At 70.3% G+C, this 16,519-nt stretch carries 10 protein-coding genes; 5 read left to right on the top strand and 5 right to left on the bottom strand.

Annotation, left to right across the window (positions count from 1 at the left end; translation table 11 throughout):
- The first annotated feature begins 667 nt into the window (after positions 1-667).
- On the top strand, positions 668-3,268 hold the full coding sequence (locus tag ACWDAK_RS38395; protein ID WP_427395966.1) for a helicase associated domain-containing protein: 2,601 nt from the start codon (positions 668-670) through the stop codon (positions 3,266-3,268).
- Positions 3,269-3,432: 164 nt separating this feature from the next.
- On the opposite strand, the gene ACWDAK_RS38390 is transcribed toward ACWDAK_RS38395, so the two are convergent.
- Entirely contained in the window at positions 3,433-3,633 is a 201-nt protein-coding gene (locus tag ACWDAK_RS38390; RefSeq protein ID WP_427395967.1) for a hypothetical protein, read from the bottom strand.
- Between the two features lie 121 nt (positions 3,634-3,754).
- On the opposite strand from ACWDAK_RS38390, the gene ACWDAK_RS38385 reads away from it, so the two are divergent.
- Positions 3,755-6,397: a helix-turn-helix domain-containing protein gene (locus ACWDAK_RS38385; protein ID WP_427395968.1), complete on the top strand. Its 2,643-nt coding sequence runs from the start codon at positions 3,755-3,757 to the stop codon at positions 6,395-6,397.
- A gap of 108 nt (positions 6,398-6,505) precedes the next feature.
- Here the strand turns inward: ACWDAK_RS38385 and ACWDAK_RS38380 are convergent, their stop codons facing one another.
- The 3 genes from ACWDAK_RS38380 to ACWDAK_RS38370 form a co-directional block, all read right to left on the bottom strand.
- The gene (locus tag ACWDAK_RS38380; RefSeq protein ID WP_427395969.1) at positions 6,506-7,606 is read right to left on the bottom strand and encodes a hypothetical protein; all 1,101 of its coding nucleotides are present in this window, start codon (positions 7,604-7,606) and stop codon (positions 6,506-6,508) included.
- A gap of 11 nt (positions 7,607-7,617) precedes the next feature.
- Positions 7,618-8,403 (bottom strand): ATP-binding protein, encoded by a 786-nt coding sequence (locus ACWDAK_RS38375; protein WP_427395970.1) that lies wholly within the window; start codon positions 8,401-8,403, stop codon positions 7,618-7,620.
- A gap of 118 nt (positions 8,404-8,521) precedes the next feature.
- Entirely contained in the window at positions 8,522-10,141 is a 1,620-nt protein-coding gene (locus tag ACWDAK_RS38370; protein WP_427395978.1) for a Mu transposase C-terminal domain-containing protein, read from the bottom strand.
- Between the two features lie 321 nt (positions 10,142-10,462).
- Here ACWDAK_RS38370 and ACWDAK_RS38365 point away from each other — a divergent pair, with 321 nt between their 5' ends.
- The 3 genes from ACWDAK_RS38365 (at position 10,463) to ACWDAK_RS38355 (ending at position 13,349) form a co-directional block, all read left to right on the top strand.
- Entirely contained in the window at positions 10,463-11,581 is a 1,119-nt protein-coding gene (locus ACWDAK_RS38365) for an NADAR family protein (protein ID WP_427395971.1), read from the top strand.
- Positions 11,582-11,766: 185 nt separating this feature from the next.
- Complete coding sequence (locus ACWDAK_RS38360) at positions 11,767-12,264, top strand: helicase associated domain-containing protein (protein ID WP_427395972.1); 498 nt, start codon at positions 11,767-11,769, stop codon at positions 12,262-12,264.
- Between the two features lie 641 nt (positions 12,265-12,905).
- On the top strand, positions 12,906-13,349 hold the full coding sequence (locus ACWDAK_RS38355) for a DUF4231 domain-containing protein (protein ID WP_344641581.1): 444 nt from the start codon (positions 12,906-12,908) through the stop codon (positions 13,347-13,349).
- Positions 13,350-13,652: 303 nt separating this feature from the next.
- On the opposite strand, the gene ACWDAK_RS38350 is transcribed toward ACWDAK_RS38355, so the two are convergent.
- The gene (locus ACWDAK_RS38350) at positions 13,653-15,161 is read right to left on the bottom strand and encodes a hypothetical protein (protein ID WP_427395974.1); all 1,509 of its coding nucleotides are present in this window, start codon (positions 15,159-15,161) and stop codon (positions 13,653-13,655) included.
- Positions 15,162-16,519: the final 1,358 nt, after the last annotated feature.

Genomic DNA, 16,519 nt, shown 5'->3' with positions numbered 1-16,519 from the left:
TTTTTCTGCTCCGGCCCCCCCGGAGTTCTACACTCTACCTTCTACACTCTTCCCCTCCCCGCCGCTCTTCCGATCTCTACGGGCCTTCGGCCCTCCGTTCGCGCCTGACCTTCGGTCAGGCGGCGGACCCGCTCCGCGTGTCCGCACCCGGGCTTCGCCCGGGTGGGCCCGGCGCTTCGCTTCCGGGCCGGCATCACTCCGCTTCGCTCCATAATGCCGGTGGGCTGATGTCTATTCACGTAGCTGAGCTGGGGTTTTGGCTGAGCTCAAGACAGGCTGACTGGGGGCGGGGCGGGCGTCGGGGGCGCGAGCGGGTCGGCTTCACTCCTGCCAGATTGGTCTAGACCGTGGTTCAGACCAATGTTTCGACCCCGTGAAGGGGTGGGGTGCGCTACCCTGGCAGGGTGAGCAACGGTCCTCCGTGTATCAGTCTTGAAGCGTCAGGTGATCCCGTTGGAATCGGGGTCCGGGCCCACGCTTTTCGGGTATTCGCCGGATTCCTTGGCCGGGGACTGATATCCTGCCGGATGGCCGCTTCGGTCGGGCTCGATTTCCGGTCGGCTGGAGTTCTTTGCCGGTCCGTTGAATGTATCAGTAGGGCACTGTCAGCATTTCCCGCGTGGTCCCGTATGTGGACTCGGGAATGGGTGAGGGGAGACTCGTCTTCGTGAACGTCGTGAAGCCCGGCCTGATGGCCGCTCAGGCAGCCGTCGGCATCTCGCTGCGCGGGCACCAGGAGGAGGCCCTGGAGGCCATCGTGCGGGGCCTCACCCCCCGTCCGGGGCACCCGGCCCCGGGCGGGCTGCGGGTGACCGTGCAGATGGCCACCGGCTCCGGCAAGAGCTACGTCGGGGCTGCGGCCGGCCAGAAGCTGGTGCCTCGCGGCGTGGTCCTGGTCGTGGTGCCGACGCTGGACCTGCTGGTGCAGATGGTCGGCTCGTGGCGGGCGGCCGGGCGTTCCGGGGACATGCACGCCGTCTGCTCGCTGGTCGACTCCGAGCTGCCGTTCGGCGTGCTGGCGAGCACCAGTCCGCTGATGATCGGGATGTGGCTGTCCCGGGCCGCGAAGCACCGCCGACCGACGACCCTGTTCGCCACCTACACGTCCGTGGGTGCGGTCGCCAACGCCTACGAGTACTGGGCGGAGCGCCAGGGCGAGCTGCTGCCCCCGCTCGGGCTGATGGTCTGCGACGAGGCCCACCGGTCCTCCGGCAGTGTCGAGAAGACCTGGACCGTGGTGCACGATCAGGCCGCCATCCCGGCGGAGCGCCGGCTCTACATGACGGCGACGCCGCGGATCTGGGCGCCGCCCAAGCGCCCGGTGAAGGGCCGTGAGGGGGCCTACCAGCCGCTGCCGGAGGAGCTGGCGGTGTCCATGGACGACCAGCGGATCTACGGCCCGCACGTGTTCTCCCTGGGTCTGGCGGAGGCCATCGACAGGAAGCTGCTCGCCCCGTTCGAGATCGTGGTGTTGGAGCTGCGTGACCCGCTCGGCGACCGGGCCAAGGCGGCGCAGCAGGGGGTGCCGTGGGGTCCGGGGGTGGGTGAGGCGGAGGACGGGAGCGAGGACGAGGTGCCGGCCGAGCGGATCGCGGCGATCCAGGCCGGGCTGGTGAAGACGATGGTGGAGCGGGGGCTGGAGCGGTGCATCACGTTCCACAACCGCACCATCGAGGCCCGTTACTTCGCGGAGACGCTGAACCAGACCGTCGAAAAGCTGCATTTCGAGAACCCCCGGAAATATCCGGAGGAATTCTGGGTCCAGTGGCTCTCCGGTGAGCATGACGTCGAATTCCGGAAAGAGGTCATTGCCGATTTCGGGAGCAGCGGTGAGGAGGACGGTCTGCGGCACCGGGTAGCCGCCCAGTGCAAAGTTCTCGGCGAGGGAGTGGATATCCCGGACACGGATTCCGTTCTCCTGCAAGGGCGGGGCAGCATGGTGGATATCGTCCAGGCCATCGGCCGTGCCCTGCGCATGAAGCCCGGCGAGGGAAAGACCGCGAGCCTGATCGTGCCGGTCTTCCTCAAGCCCGGAGAGGAACCCGGGGACATTCTGGAGTCGGACAGTTACGGTCCGCTCGTTCGCATCTTGACCGCTCTGCGGTCTCACGACGCACGTGTGGTGGAGGCCCTCGCGGTGCCGCAGAAGTCCGGCAAGCGCACGAAGGGGCGCAGCGCTGAGGGGGTGTCTGGGCCTGGTGAGAGCTGGTCTGGTGAGGTTGGTGCGGGTGGGTCGGGGGCGTTCACGCTGCCGGTGCGGTTCCAGTCTCCGGTGGATGAGAACGTGCTCGCGCTGTTCATCGCGTCGCGGGTGCTGACGGGTGAGAACCAGTTCTGGCGCGAGGGGATCAACCACGCCCGCCGGTGGCACGAGGAGACCGGCGGGCTCGATGTCCCGTATTCCGCAATGGTCGGAGAGGAGGGTAATTTCCCGCTCGGGAAATGGCTTTCCGACCGGCGGACGGAGCATTCTGCGGGTGAATTGGCGCGCCACCGGGTCGACATGCTGGATGCGCTCGGGATGATCTGGTCCGTCTCCGACGCGCGGTTCGAGGCCGGTCTCGACTGGGCGCGGGTGTGGGCGAAGGGGCACGGCGGGTCGCTGGCGGCGCCGGCCCGGGCCTCCATCGGCGGGTACGCGATCGGCACCTGGTTGTCGGAGCTGCGGGCCTCGGCCCAGGTACCGGCCGACCAGCCGGGGGCACTGGCCGCGGAGCGGCGGGCCGCGCTGGAAGAGATCGACCCGTGGTGGTGCCCCGCCTGGCCGATCACCTGGCAACGCACCTACGCCGCCGCCAGGCAGTGGTGGCTGGAGGCCGACGGCCGCGTCGATTGGGCGCAGCTGGCGGTGGAGACGGTGTTCGAGGGCGAGCAGCTCGGCCGCTGGGTCAAGGCGCAGCGGGCCGGCTGGCCGGAACTGGCCGAGGAGCAGCAGGACCTGCTCGCCGCGATCGGCATCGAGGCCGACGCGGAGCTGGTGGCCGCCAAGGCCGCCGCCGAGGCGAAGCCGAAGGTGTCCCGCACGGACCGGTTCCAGCAGGGCCTGGCGGCGCTGGCGGCCTTTGTCGAGCGGGAGCGGCATCCCCGAGTTCCCCGCCCGCACGAGGAGCCGCTGGAGACCGTGGAGGCCGGCCCCGGTGGCGAGGAGCAGGTGGTGGTGTCGCACTTCGCCCTGGGTACCTGGCTCAACAACCAGAAGGCCCGCCGGGCGAAGCTGACCCCGGGCCAGCTCGCGCAGCTCGCCGAGCACGGCGTCGAGTGGGCGTGAGCCTTCGACGATGACCCGGTGGGTGTGCACTGCGGGGGTATCGACCGCCCGAACCGTGGGACGCGGCCCGTACATCGACAAGAGCCCGCCTCGGCCCTCGTCTCGACTGGTAGACCGCTCGGCCGGAGCGGGCGGGGTGGTTGTCCCGCCCGCTCCGGTGGGGGTCAGGTGAGGTAAGGGGCGAGCGCGGCGGCGGTGGCGGCGGCGAGAGTGAGGACAGCGGCGAAAGCGGTGGCGGCGCGGGTCAAGGCGGCCGGGTAGGACGCGCCGTCGAGACGGGCGAGCTTGCCCGCAACGGCGGCTGCCATCAGCGCGGCCACGGCGACCAAAGCGACGGTGAACAGGACGGTGAAGGTGGGGTGCATGGCGAACCTCCGTATGGTGATGTGGCGTTGACGCTTCGAAGGTCCCGGATTCGGTGTTCGCCGTGGTTCGGGCCGGACGATAATGAACACCCCTGAACACACCAGGCCGTGGGGGCGAACAGTGCACAACGAGCAGGGCGCGCAGGCCAGCGAGCACGGGAAACGGGATGAGCGGAGCGGGCCAGCCGATGCGCACGCCAACCTGGTGAGGCGCCTGAGACACGCGCTGGCCTGTGCAGGGCTGACGAAGACCCAGCTCGCCGCCCGGGCCGACCTGGGTCGCACCACCGTGCAGCTGGCCTTCACCGTCGCCGCCTCTGTGCCCTCGGACACGACGGTGGCGACTCTCGCCAAAGCCCTGGGCCTTCCTCACCAGGAGCGGCAGGAACTGCTGGACCTGTGCCACGCCGCCGCCCAGAAGCGCCCCCCAGCGGAGCAAGGGCGGTTCCCGGCTGGTTCCGGAACTCCCCTACGGGAAGGCACCGCGCTGCCCGACAAGCCGAAGCCTGTTGGCTCTTGGGAAGCGAAGTCACTGGAGGTGCATCCGGCAATCCGCGGAGATTCTGCGGCGGCGCCAGGTGAGGACTTCGTGCTGCCCACCTACGTCGAGCGCAACCACGACCAGGAGCTGCGGGTGCGTCTGGAAGCGGCTGCGGATGGTGAGCAGGCTGTGATGGTCATGGTGCGGGGGTGGTCTTGTACGGGTAAAACCCGCACTGCGTTCGAAGGGGTCCGCACGTGCCTGGGCAACTGGCAGTTGGTCTTCCCCAAGGACACCGCCAGCCTGCTCGCGCTGCTAGCGGCGGACGCTTTGACGGAGCGGACCGTGTTGTGGTTGAACGAGGCGCAGAACTACCTCACAGGCCCGTCCGGTGAGGCCGCGGCCGCAGCCTTGCGGCGCAGGCTGGAGGAGCCCGGCCCGGTGGTGATCCTTGCGACCCTCTGGCCCGACCACCACACCAGGCTGACCTCTGCTGCCGGCGGACCGCAGGCTCGGGCCCTTCTCGACCCACTCATCCCGATCGACGTTCCTGCTGCCTTTGATGAACAGGATCTGAAGCGGCTGCGCCGAATCGGCCATCCGTCGCTGGACGCGGCCGACCGAAGGAGTTCGAACGGCGCGATCACCCAGACGCTGGCGGCTGGGCCCCAGTTGGTCGACCACTATGAGCAAGCCAGCGGACCTGAAGGTCCCTTGGGCAAGGCAGTCATCACGGCGGCCATGGACGCCTGCCGTCTCGGGCATGCTTCCCCCCTGCCTGCGGAGCTGTTGAAGGCAGCGGCACCGGGCTACCTGACCCCGGAGCAGCGTGCCGCCGCGGATCCGGAACTCTGGTTCGACCAGGCCCTCACCTTCGCTCAGAAGAAGATCAAGGGAGTGGTGGCAGCACTTGGGCCGGTCGCCCACCCCACCGGAATGGGGCCTGTGCCAGGTGTCTTCCGCCTCGCTGACTATCTCGACCATCATGCCTACGTCAGCCGCCGCGACGACTTCCCGTCGGCGCTCTTCTGGTCCGCAGTCGAACAGCATGCGGCGACCCCTGCCGACCACAAGTCGCTGGCTAAGGCCGCTCGGGAGCGCGGCCGGTACCGGATCGCACACGACCTCCTGCGTCGGGCCGTGGCCCGGGGCGACACCGACGCATTCGGCGACCTCGTGACGCTGCGGATGAAGGCCGGTGACGGTGTGGGCGTAGAAGCCGTGGCTCGCGAAGCCGTCGACCTGGCAGGGGTGGACAACCTCTTACAACTGGCCGTGAAACGGGACACGATCGGCGACGACGAGGCGGCAGAAACCCTGTACCGTGCGGCTGCCCAGGAGGGAGACAGCAGCGCGCTCATGATCCTGGCGGGGATCCAGGAAGAGGCGTGCGACTGGGCAGGGGCGGAGGAGAGCTACCGCGAGGCCGCCCGCCGCGGACACAGGGGTGCGGCGCTCGGGCTTGGGGGGCTCTGCGAGCGGGTCGGGGACTGGATGGCCGCAGAGGCTCTCTATCGGGAAACCGTCGAACAGGGCGACCCCTACTACTCGCTCCATGCGCTGCGGCTTCTGGGACGGCTCCGGGAGCAGGCCGACGACTGGACCGGTGCGGAAGGCGCGTACCGCGAAGCTGCTGACAAGGGAAACGCCGGCGGCTTGATCGATCTTGCCGGACTCCGGGAGCGGGCCGGGGACCGGGCAGGTGCAGAAGCCCTGTACCGCGAAGCCGCCGCCCGGGGAGAGACCAGTGCCTTCAGTGACCTGGCAGCGCTTCGAGAGCGGGCCGGGGACCGGCTCGGGGCGGAAGACGTGTGCCGCGAGGCCGCCGCCCGGGGGCGTGCCGACGTGTTCAGCGATCTGGCAGAGCTCCGGGAGAAAAACGGTGACCGTGCTGGTGCAGAGGCTCTCTACCGCGAGGCCGCACAAAGGGACACCGGCGCGCTGATCGGCCTCGCGAGGCTTCGGGAGCGGGCGGGCGACCGGCCGGGTGCAGAGGCTGTGTACCGCGAGGCTGCCGACCGGGGCGACCTTGGCGCACTGATCCGTCTGGCAATGCGTGAGGAGTTGGACCGCACCTGGGTCGGCACCCAGGAGCTCGTGTGTCGGGGAAGGATCACCGGTGACTGGACAGCGGCGGAAGCCGAATGCCTGATGCTCGTCAACAGCGGGGGCGGCTTGGGCCCCTTGGTCCTGCTTCGTAGGAACGCTGGCGCTCCGGAGGAGGCGTTGCAGCTCAGCCGGTACGGGTTGGAAGCGGACGGCTCAGCCGCGGAGCCGTGGTAGCCGAAGCGGGCACGTCAGTGTTTTGGCTCAGACCTGGTGAGTGCCTGCGCCGTGGAGCGGGCTGAACTCAGGGTGGCGGCTCAGGTGCTGGCCGGTGGGGGGTGTTTCTCATCGGAGGGCAGCGGTTTGCAGCTCCGGGGGGAGGTTGGGCAGCGGGATGAAGGCTGTCCAATGGGGGCCGTCTGGGAGGGCTTCGGGGAAGTGCGGGCGGGGGAAGCGGCCGCGGCTACGCCCGGATGGGTCTTGCGGTGGTCGTAGGCGGCAGTGTTCGGCGGCTTGGAGCAGCGCTGTCAGCGCGGATTCGGTGTCGGTGAGCAGCCGGAGGCCTGGGCGTCTGCGGTGCTGGTGGTAGTGGGCGGCGGCGTCCAGGAGCGGGCGGGCCCAGGCGGGTATGCGGTATGCCGCGCAGCGGGCGGGAGTGCGGTCGCGGGCGGGTGCGTGGAGGGTGAGGGTGGAGCGTGCCGGGTGGTAGTCGGTGGGGGTGGCGGCGGCGAGTTGGTTGTAGGGGACGCCGGTGAGCAGGGCCGCGGCCAGGGCGGCGGCATGGGTGGGGTGGGCCAGGCGGTGGAGGCGGGCGGCGGCTTCCTCGGTGCGCCCTGGTGGGGGTTCCATGGGGAGGCGGTCGGCGGTGGCCGGTGGTGGGGTGCAGTCGCATGGTGGCTCGGGTCTGTCGGTGAGGGCGAGGTAGGTGAGGGCGGGCAGGGTCAGCCACTGCAAGGACGTTGCCGGCGGGATGGGTGCGGGTGGGGGTCGGCGGTGGCGCTCAGGGCCGGGGAGGGCGTAGGCGGGCAGGCCGTGGGTGACGGTGTGGTCGGTGCCGGCCAGGGCACGCGTGGTCACGGGAGGCGGGGTGCGGTGGCACACGACGGTTAGGTGGGCGCCGGTGTACTGCTGGAAGGTGAGCAGGTGGCGCCAGCGGGCGGGGGTGAGGAGGTGGCCACGCAGGAGGACCAGGTGGTGCAGGCCTGTGGTGCGGGCCCAGGCCGCTGCGGCAGCCCAGGTGCGCGCGGGCTGGGTGTTCCAGCGTCCAGGCGGTGTGTAGGGCTTGCCGAGGGCGGCGAGGACGTCGTGGGCGAGGGCGGCGGGGTGGTCGGTGCCGGGGGTGGGATGGACCGTGACCTGGCCGGCGGCAGGGTCGTGGGCTGCCAGGGCGGCATGGGCGCAGGCGGGAGTGTCGCCGGGGTCGAGCGCGAGGGTGAGAGCGGGCAACGGGCGCGTGCTCACGCGCCGGTGCCCAGGCGGTTGTAGACCTGGCGCAACAGGTGCTCGTCGACGTGGGTGCGGCCCTGGGCTGTGAGGCCGTCGGCGGCGTGTTTGGTGATGCGGGCCCAGGCGCGGAAGTTGCCGTGGGCGGCCTGTTTGTCGACCAGGGCGATCAGGTCGGCATCGACGTCGCTCCACAGGGGGTGGAATTCGGGGATGGTGGTGAGGATCTCCGGGAGGGTGAGCGGGAGGGCCTGCTGCCAGATGAAGACGCGGGAGGCGAGCATCGGCTCGCGGCGCAGCACCTTCGCGCAGCCGTCGCCGCCGGCGAAGACGACTGCGATGTCGGTTGCGGAGTCGTCCCACAGGTAGCGCCAGTACTCGAAGCATTCGCGGGAGAGCCACTGGGCTTCGTCGCAGACCAGGACGTGGAAGGAGCGGGCGAGGGCGTCTTTGAGGACGGTGTCGAACTCGATCGGGCGCAGGGGTGGTTCACCGGGCAGGGCGAGGGCACGGAAGAGTTCGTGGCGGATGTCGCGTGGGGTGGGGCGGGCCCGGAAGGCGACGCGGTAGGTGTGGCGGGGTGCGAGGTGGCGCAGCGCGGCGTTGACGGAGAACGACTTACCGTTGCCGGCAGCGCCGGACAGGACCATCATCGCGCGGGCTTCGAGGGTGGCGTGGATGTTGTCCCGGGTGGTGCGCAGCGCTTCGGTGCCCACGACGCGGGCGCCGGCCAGGTTGAGGTAGTGGTCGGCGCGCTCGGGGGGCAGCATGCCGGGACGGACGGCGGGCGCGGTGGTCATGGTGCGGGCTCCTGTGGTGTGCGCGGACGGGGGCGGGTAGCAGGCCCCGTTCTCGGAGCCGGGCCTGCTACCAGCTGTCGAGGGCGGGCGATCCCGGTTGGTCGGGCTGGGACGGGTGTCAAGAGGACGGGGCCTGGCCGGTGGTTGGCTGTTCGGAAGGCGTGTCAGGGTGTCTGCCGGGCGGGACTGCGCTCGGGTTCAGGTGGTTGGCGTGGGGGTCGGTCTGGCCGGTGTCGGCATGCCCGGGTTCGGTGGGTGCGGCGCCGCGGGGCAGGACCCAGCCGTCGGGAAGCGGGGCGTGGGGGATCAGTCCGGGCAGCGCCAGGGCTCGAAGATCCCGGCTGTCGGCAGCTTCGAGTTCGGCTGCGGCCTCGGCGGCGGTGAGGGTGCCGAGGGCCTCGGGCGGGGTCGGCACGGTGACGGCGGCGAACCGCTGGCGACGCAGCTTCTCGGCGGCTTTCAGGTCCGCGCGCAGGCGGCGGGCTGCTGCGGCGCGGGCCGATTTCAGGGCGCGGACCTGCTCGGGGCTCGCTTGCTCGGCGAGGTGCGCGGTGCCGAGATGGCGTCCGCTGGCGACATCGAACACCTCGATCTCGCCGTCGTGGTGCGGGAGGTGACGCAGACGGACCTTCGTGTCGGTGTGGCCGATCATCCAGGGGGCGATGTAGGGGCGCCTGCGCCAGGAGACGCCGTTCGTGGTGATCGTGCGGATACGGCCGTCGTCTTCCAAGGCGAAGAATGCGAGGTGCTCGGGCGGGACGTCGCGCAGCGGCGTCGGGTCGGCCTGCCACGCCTCAACCGGGGTACGGCCGTCCAGCCCGGCCGGGCGGTGCTCGGTGTTCCACCAGCGCACCCAGTCCAGGAGCAGCGCGACGAACGCGGCGAACGTCAAAGGCGGCGCATCCGGATCCGCGCTCCGCCCACCGGTGAGCTTCTGGCGATGGGTGTAGCGCGGGAGGGAGACGAGGAACATCTCCTGAACCGCGTCGTTCAGCGCCTCGACGGTGCCCTTCAAGTGCGGGGTGTAGGCGGGCAGGTCGTGGACAGGGACGGCGAAGGCGCCGAGCGCTGCGGTGACCGTGGTGGACAGGAACTCCTTGCCCCGGTCGACACGCACCAGGGCGGGCAGGCCGCCGGCGGGGCCGAACGGTTCGGTGCGGGTGATCGAGGTGCGCAGCGCGGCCAGCACCGCGTCCCGAGACGGGGCGTGCGGGGTCACCGCGAGACCGAGGATGTACTTGGTGGCGCAGTCGATGAACCAGGTGATCCACGGGCACGCCAACTCGCCCTCGACATCGACCTGCACGGGCACGTGTTTGTGGTCGCCCTCCCAGCACGCGTTCCGCCACATCGCCGGCCGCTTCCCGAACACGTCATGAGCCCGCCGGGCCGCCTCCCCACCGCGCAGCCCCGCCCGCTCCCCCACCGACAGGTCTCTGCGTACCGCCCGCTGCAGGGCCCGCAGCGACGGAACGGAGACGGTGGGGTCGCCGACGGCCTGGGCCGCAAGCTCGCGGTGGACCGCGGCGACGTTCCCGCCCCAGAACGCCAGCAGGCGCCGGACCTCGGGCGTGATCACCGTCCGCTCGCGCGGCCGGGCCGAAAGGCGCCCTTCGGTGCGGGCGGCGGCCAGCCAGTACCAGACCGCCCGCTCCGTCACGCCCATCGCGGAGGCGACCAGGCGTACGTGAGCGGTGGTCAGCTCGCCCCGGCTGTCCAGGTCCACCAGGCGGGCCACCGAGGCCTCACGCCCCACCGCGGCGACCGGCCCTGACTGCCCCGGATCGGCCGACGCGGACTGGCTGGCCGATCCCGGCATCACGACACCTCCGGTCCGCTGAAACGACGCTGTCGTCCGACGGAAGCGAGGCTGTCCTACGGACGACCGGCTCATCCCGACACGCCGACCATCACCACACGAACGACGGAACAGCGGCGACACCCGGTTTCGGCAGATACGGTCCGGGCGACAACAGCCGTTCAGCAGCAAGGCGGCATCGCCGATCAGTGGCCGGGCCCGCAGGAGGAGCGCGGAACGAAGGCCTCTACGCTGGCGGGCATGTCAGGATCTCGACGCACTTTCAGGCACGCGGACGGCGAACGCATCCCTGGTACGTGGCGGCACGTGTTCATCCGCAACGGCGGCGACTACTTCCTCACCGATCTACTCATCTACGCCGACGGGCTCGTCGACTGCTGGGGCCTGGTCACCGTCGAGGAGCTCGCTGAGAAGCTGCGCAGCGGATGGGTCGCCACGACGCTCGAGGACGGTGCGCGGGCGTCGGCCCACCATGTGGCCGCGTGGAAGTTCGCAGAGGTCCAGTCGTGGACGACGCCGGAGGAGTTGCTGGGTGAGGTCCGCGACGAGATCGACCGCCTCAACGGCAGGCCCGACTCCACCGGCCGCTGCCTGGCCGCCGTCACCGTGTTCCGCGCCGAGCCAAGCGAGGAGCAGCGCGCGGCGCTGCGGGAGGCGTACCTGGCCATCCCCGAGCATCTGCGCCGCTACGCGTTGGGCGACATGGACTCCAAAGACTGGCCGCTGAAGGTCCTCGCCGCCGGCCCCGGGGCGCGCCTGCTCGGTGGCGGGCCGGTCGTCACCGACGAGATGTACCGGCATGCGCTGGAGTACTTCGCCGAGCGCGACCAGGCACACGCCCGGGCCGCCGCGCGCCGCCCCTTGGACGGAGCGGACGTGGCGCACGCGCCTGCCATCGAACTGGGCCAGGTCGTCTACCCAGGCGGCTGGCCGGCCGATCCCGGCGTCATGGTCCTGCGCAACGAGTACCCGGCACCGATTGAGATCGACGGTGTGGCGTACCCGACCGTCAGCCACGCCTACTGGGCCCTGTCCACCACGGACGACCAGTACCAGGCCGCGATCCGTGCCGCGAACACCGCCTACGACGCGCAGCAGGCCGCCAAAGACGCTCCCCTGCGCCCCGGCTGGGAACAGGCCCGCGCCGCGGTGATGGCCCGGCTGCTACGCGCGAAGTTCACCCAACACTCCAACCTGGCAAAGGTGTTGGTAGAAACAGGAGATGCCACGATCCTCTACACCGACATGCACTCCCGCTACTGGAGCCAGCACGACCGGACAGGGCGTAACTGGACCGGCCGCCTCCTCGAACTCGTCCGCGCCGAAATCGCCGCAGCCCAGCACGGCCTGACCCGCTGAACAACACAGGCCACGGTGGGGCTGGCACCAGCCAGCCCCACCACGGCCTTCCGGCAGCCTTCATAAGAGGTGGCGGCAGAGCTTCACCGGACAACGACACCGTGTTTCAGCGCCAACACGCCACCATCTTTCAGCGGCTTCACGCCCTGACCAGCGTCTACCCAAGCACCAGCCACTGAACGCAGGTGACGCACCACCACTGCAACCCACCCGCCACTCATCACCCGGCCTGGCCGATCGCCTGGCAGCGCGTGTACGCGGCCGCGCGGCAGTGGTGGTTGGAGGCCGACGGGCGGGTCGACTGGGCCGCGCTGCTTGCGGACACCGTCTTCGAGGGCGAGCAGCTCGGACGGTGGGTGAAGGCGCAGCGGGCCGGGTGGGCCGATCTCGACCAGGAGCAGCGGGACCTGCTCGCGGCGATCGGCATCGAGGAGGATCAGGAGCTCGCCGCCGCGCGGGCGGCGGCCACAGCGAAGCCGAAGGTGTCGAGGGCGGACCGGTTCGGCGCTGGCCTGGCGGCGCTCGCGGCCTTCGTCGAGCGTGAGGGGCACGTCCGGGTCCCGCGCACCCACAAGGAGGGTGGGGTGTCCCTCGGGTCCTGGCTGAACAATCAGAAGGCCCGCCGGGACAAGCTCACCGCAGAGCAGATCGGGCAGCTGGAAGCGCTCGGAGTCGGCTGGTAGAACGAGCTGGCCGAGGCCGGTGTCTGTAGGCGGCGCAGCACCCGCCCGAGTGCCCGCCCTCGGGGTTGCGCGGAGCTGTGATCAATCGGCCGGATAAGGGGTCAGGTCGTGCAGGTTCGTGACATCGTGGGCCGGGCTGCCGGGGGGCGGCCGCAAAGGGAGGGGCCAGGGTGGCTCGGAGCATGGATGACGATGCGGCACACCGTCGCGGCAGCGCCGAAGAGGCTCTACGGGCTCAGGAGGAGGCTCGGCTGCTCCAGGAACATCGCGCCGAACAGGCCAAGCTTGCTGAGGCGCGGCAAAAGCTCAGGGTGGCTGAACGAACTGCTACACGGTGTCGGCGTCTGTCGCGCACGCGCGCTCTGGGAGGAACGGGCGCGGTATCTGCGCTGTTAGGCGGCCTCGGCTGGCATCTGGCCAACCGGCAGGATGCGTCCTGGTATCCGCCTGTTGACATCGCCTGCGCAGTTCTGGCCACGTTGTCGGCGGCCGTCGCGGTCACGGCCTGGGTCAGCCTTCGGGCTGAGTATGGGACTGGTCGAGCGGAGGCGCAGCTAGAGCTGGCCCGCGAGGCGTTTCGGTCCGTGGCCGCGTACGCCAATCCGTCGCTGGGTTGGCGTAGGCGTCTGTACCGCGAGGAGGTGGCCGACATCGTCGGGCAGTACAAGGCCGACAGCCGCAAGTACCGCCGTGTGCACAACGTTCTGCAGTCGCTGATCATGGCGGGCTCGGCCGCCACCACCACCCTCGCCGCCCTCGACTCCGGGTATCCGGCCCGCTGGCACAGCTTCACCCTGACCGGGGTCGGCTTCGCCATCACTCTGGCCGCGATGTTCGCCGGCTACTACAAGTACCGCGAGCGCAGCTACTTCCTCCAGCAGACCGCCGACGCCATCGAGGAGGAGGCCTACGCCCTCGCTCTCGGCGTCGGTGCCTACCAAGAGTTCGGCTCCGACGAGGAGGATCTCGCCCTGGCCAGGTTCACCCAGCGCGTCGAGGACCTGCGCAACGAACAGCGCCGCCGCCAGCAGCAACTCGACCAGCCTGCCGAACAGACCGGGCACCACCAGCAAGCCCAGGCCTGACCTGCGCAGAGCGGTAGGAGGTCCGGGTGAGCTGGGCTCGCGGCGCTCGGCGTCGAGAAGGAGCGGGAACTGGCTGTCGCGCGGGCGGCGGCCGCGGCGAAGGCTGACGGTGTCGCCTTCGCGCTGTTCACCTGGCTCAACAACCAGAAGGCCCGCCGGGCGAAGCTGACGCCGGGCCAGCTCGCGCAGCTCGCCGAGCACGGCGTGGAGTGGGCGTAGGCAGCTTGTCGCGCTGCTTCTATCGGGATGCCGCTGGCCGATCTCGCGACGTTGCGGGGTCGGCCAGCGGCGTTCTGCGATGGGTCAGCGGCGTGACTTGGGTGGGGTCATGCGGGCGTGGAGCAGTGCGGCGCGGGTGAGTTCGGTGCCTCGCTTGTGGTCCTTGTTGAACAGGGTGGTGAGCCCGTCCGGGGCGCTGTCCCAGTAGTTGTTGAGGGTGATGCGGGCCCCGAGGTTGTCGAGGAGGACGTTGACGACGTGGGCGAGTTCGAGGGGACGCTCGCCCCCTGCGTAGCCCCACCACAGGTGTTCGCCGGGGGTGCAGGGTGCGGGGTGGACGAACCCGTCCGTGGTCGTGATCCATACGGGGCCGTGCAGGACGATGGAGGCCAGCTCGCCGCGGCCGGCGGGGAGGGAGAGCGGGACGTAGAACAGCCACTGGGCGTGGTTCTCGTCGTCGTCCTTGGTGCGGACGACCGGCATGTCGGTCAGGGGGTCGGTGAAGAAGGCGTCGACCGTCTTGTCTTCGGCGAGGGTGGCGTGGCCGGCGGTGGGGTCGCAGAGGGCCAGTCGGCGGGTCCACCGCTCGACGACCGGATTGTCGGTTACCGGGATGTGGGTGAAGTGCCCGAAGGGCAGCAGCTTGGGGTGGCGGCCGAGCGCGATGTCGAGGGCCTCGACGGCGTCCGGTTCGGTACTTCGGGTGATCTCTTCCCATCCCTGTCGCAGGAGGGCGTCGTCCTTCACCAGTTGGATGGGGTGGGTGCGGGCGTCGTGCGTCGCTGCGATGACGAGCCGTTCCGGGCTCGCGATGTGGTTGCCGTAGGTCTGGATGTCTCTCGCGACGTCCTCAACGCGGTCGTTGCGCATGTCGTCGGCCATGTCGGTCAGCGCCGCCCGGGCGGTCTGGCTGAAGGCGCTGTTCGCCGCAGCCCGGCGCAGGGTCTTCTCGCGGGGTGTGGCGGGAACGTCGGCGGTCACGGCCGCGGATCCCGGTTGCCAGCGGCGGGTGACCTCGGACCGGCGCAGGAGGTCGGGCCACCAGGGGAGGGGCTGTCCGGCGAGCTTCACGACGCGGGCCCAGCTCGCCTCGTACTCGATGCGGGGCTGGGCGGTGTCGGCGGCGACCAGGGCCGGGCCGGTGACGGGGTTGAGGTCGCCGTACAGGGCGCAGACGGTGACGATCTCGCGGTTGCGCTCGGCGGCCAGGTCGACGGCCATGGCCGAGGCGGCGTGGCTCTCGTCGGTGTGGAGCATGCGGATGACGCCGATGCCGGTGTGCCAGTCGGTGGCCGGCCCATGGGTGGTGTCCTGGTGGCCGAGGAAGCGCCCCGGCTGGCGCTGGCCAGGCAGCGGGCGGAGCAGGACGGCGCCGCGGTGCTGGAACTCCGGGGTGCGGGCGGCCCACCGGTACACGTCGTGGGCGTCCCACACGGGCCCGTCGGGCTCTTCGTCGAAGGGGCCGCGGTAGATGTCGGTCTCGGGTTCTGGGAAGTCGCCGTGCTGGCGGGGCAGTCGCCACATCCCGAACGAACTCGTGCCGAGCAGTTCCTGGATCTCCGCCTTGCCGAGGTACGTGGTGCTCAGTCCCATGCAGCTAGTCCTCCTGCCCGCCGTCGGTGGGGATCATCATGCTCCGCACCCTATCGATCACGGTGTGCGACGGGGGTGGGAATGGAACAGCCGACTGATCGCCGCCTAGGGCTTGTGGGGAAGGCTGTGGGGCTTCTTCGAGCGGCAGCGGTAGCCGACGCGGGGAAGGGGTGCTCGGCCTGCCGGCCGGGCGCCCTTTCTGTTTGTCCGCCAGTCCGAATGCGCGGTCCCGGGATCACGGGACCGCGCAGGAAGGGACTACTCCGGTTCGCTACGCCTCGGCGGCTTCATCCGTTAACCATTTCTCGGCGCAGCGACTGGCTGAGCCGACAGGTACCTGGATACGCCGTCATGCCCGATATGCCGGGAACTTTGCCATGGACCTCAAGGGGCTACCCGGCTACCGTTGACTCCCGTCGCCCATGGGCGAAAGAGATAGACCCCCGGCCATTGCGACTGGTCGGGGGTCTTCTTGCGGCAGTGCTACTTCACTGCCTCAATGATCAGCCGGGCAACCGCGACCATGAGCGCGGCGAGCTGCAACGAGTTTCCGCGCGCCCACCGGCCCAGCCGAATCAACCGACGTCGACCATTGGTCCGCTTCACGATGTTCCCTTCCACCACAGTGGCCGAGCCGGCTGCCCGGCCTGGTTGTGCGATGCAGGAAACCGATCGCGTAGCGACAGCAGGACGCTACGCGATCGCATCATCAGAAACCACCCCCTCCGGAGCAGAACTTGAAGCGGGGCAACCGAAGGCAACTGACGCCAAGTCGGTTGCGGGACACGGAACTCCGGCGATGAACGGATACGGCTGCCCGACTACCCCCGTATCCGCTCATCCGTGAGTGCAGGATTGCGCGTCCCGGGAGCGCAGGACGGTGTCGCACCAGTGCCAGGGGCCAAGCTCCCAGGTGCCGGCCGCGGGGTTCTCCGCTCTTGCGCACGGCGTCGTCGCCCGTGCGCAGCGCGGCTGCCCAGGTGATCAGCCTCAGGGCGTGTCGCCCTCCCATTCAGACCGGACGTCGGCGGGATTACACCGCGACCCCATCGGGAAGCGGCAGCGCTCTGTGCTCCTACCGGAACGCCGACCCGGCCGCTCTCGTCCGGCAGCAGGAGATCAGCCGTCCGCGGACGGGACGCACTTCCCCGCCCGCTCGCCCGTACCGTCACCCGGCGATGGAGCAGCTGGCCGTATCCGTCGCCGAGCCCGGTCCAGGTGGCCGCGGTGATCTCCAGGCGTAGCTGGGCGCCGCCGGGCCAGGGGCCGTGGGAGAGGAGGACGGTTCCGGTGCGGCGTAGGTGTGCGGCCAGGCGGGTGGTGGTGCGGGGCTGCAGCCAGGTGGGAGGTCGGATTAG

The organism is Kitasatospora sp. NPDC001175 (genome assembly GCF_053598215.1).
The sequence above is the reverse complement of the archived record's forward strand: the minus strand, read 5'-3'. Positions and strand labels throughout refer to the sequence as shown.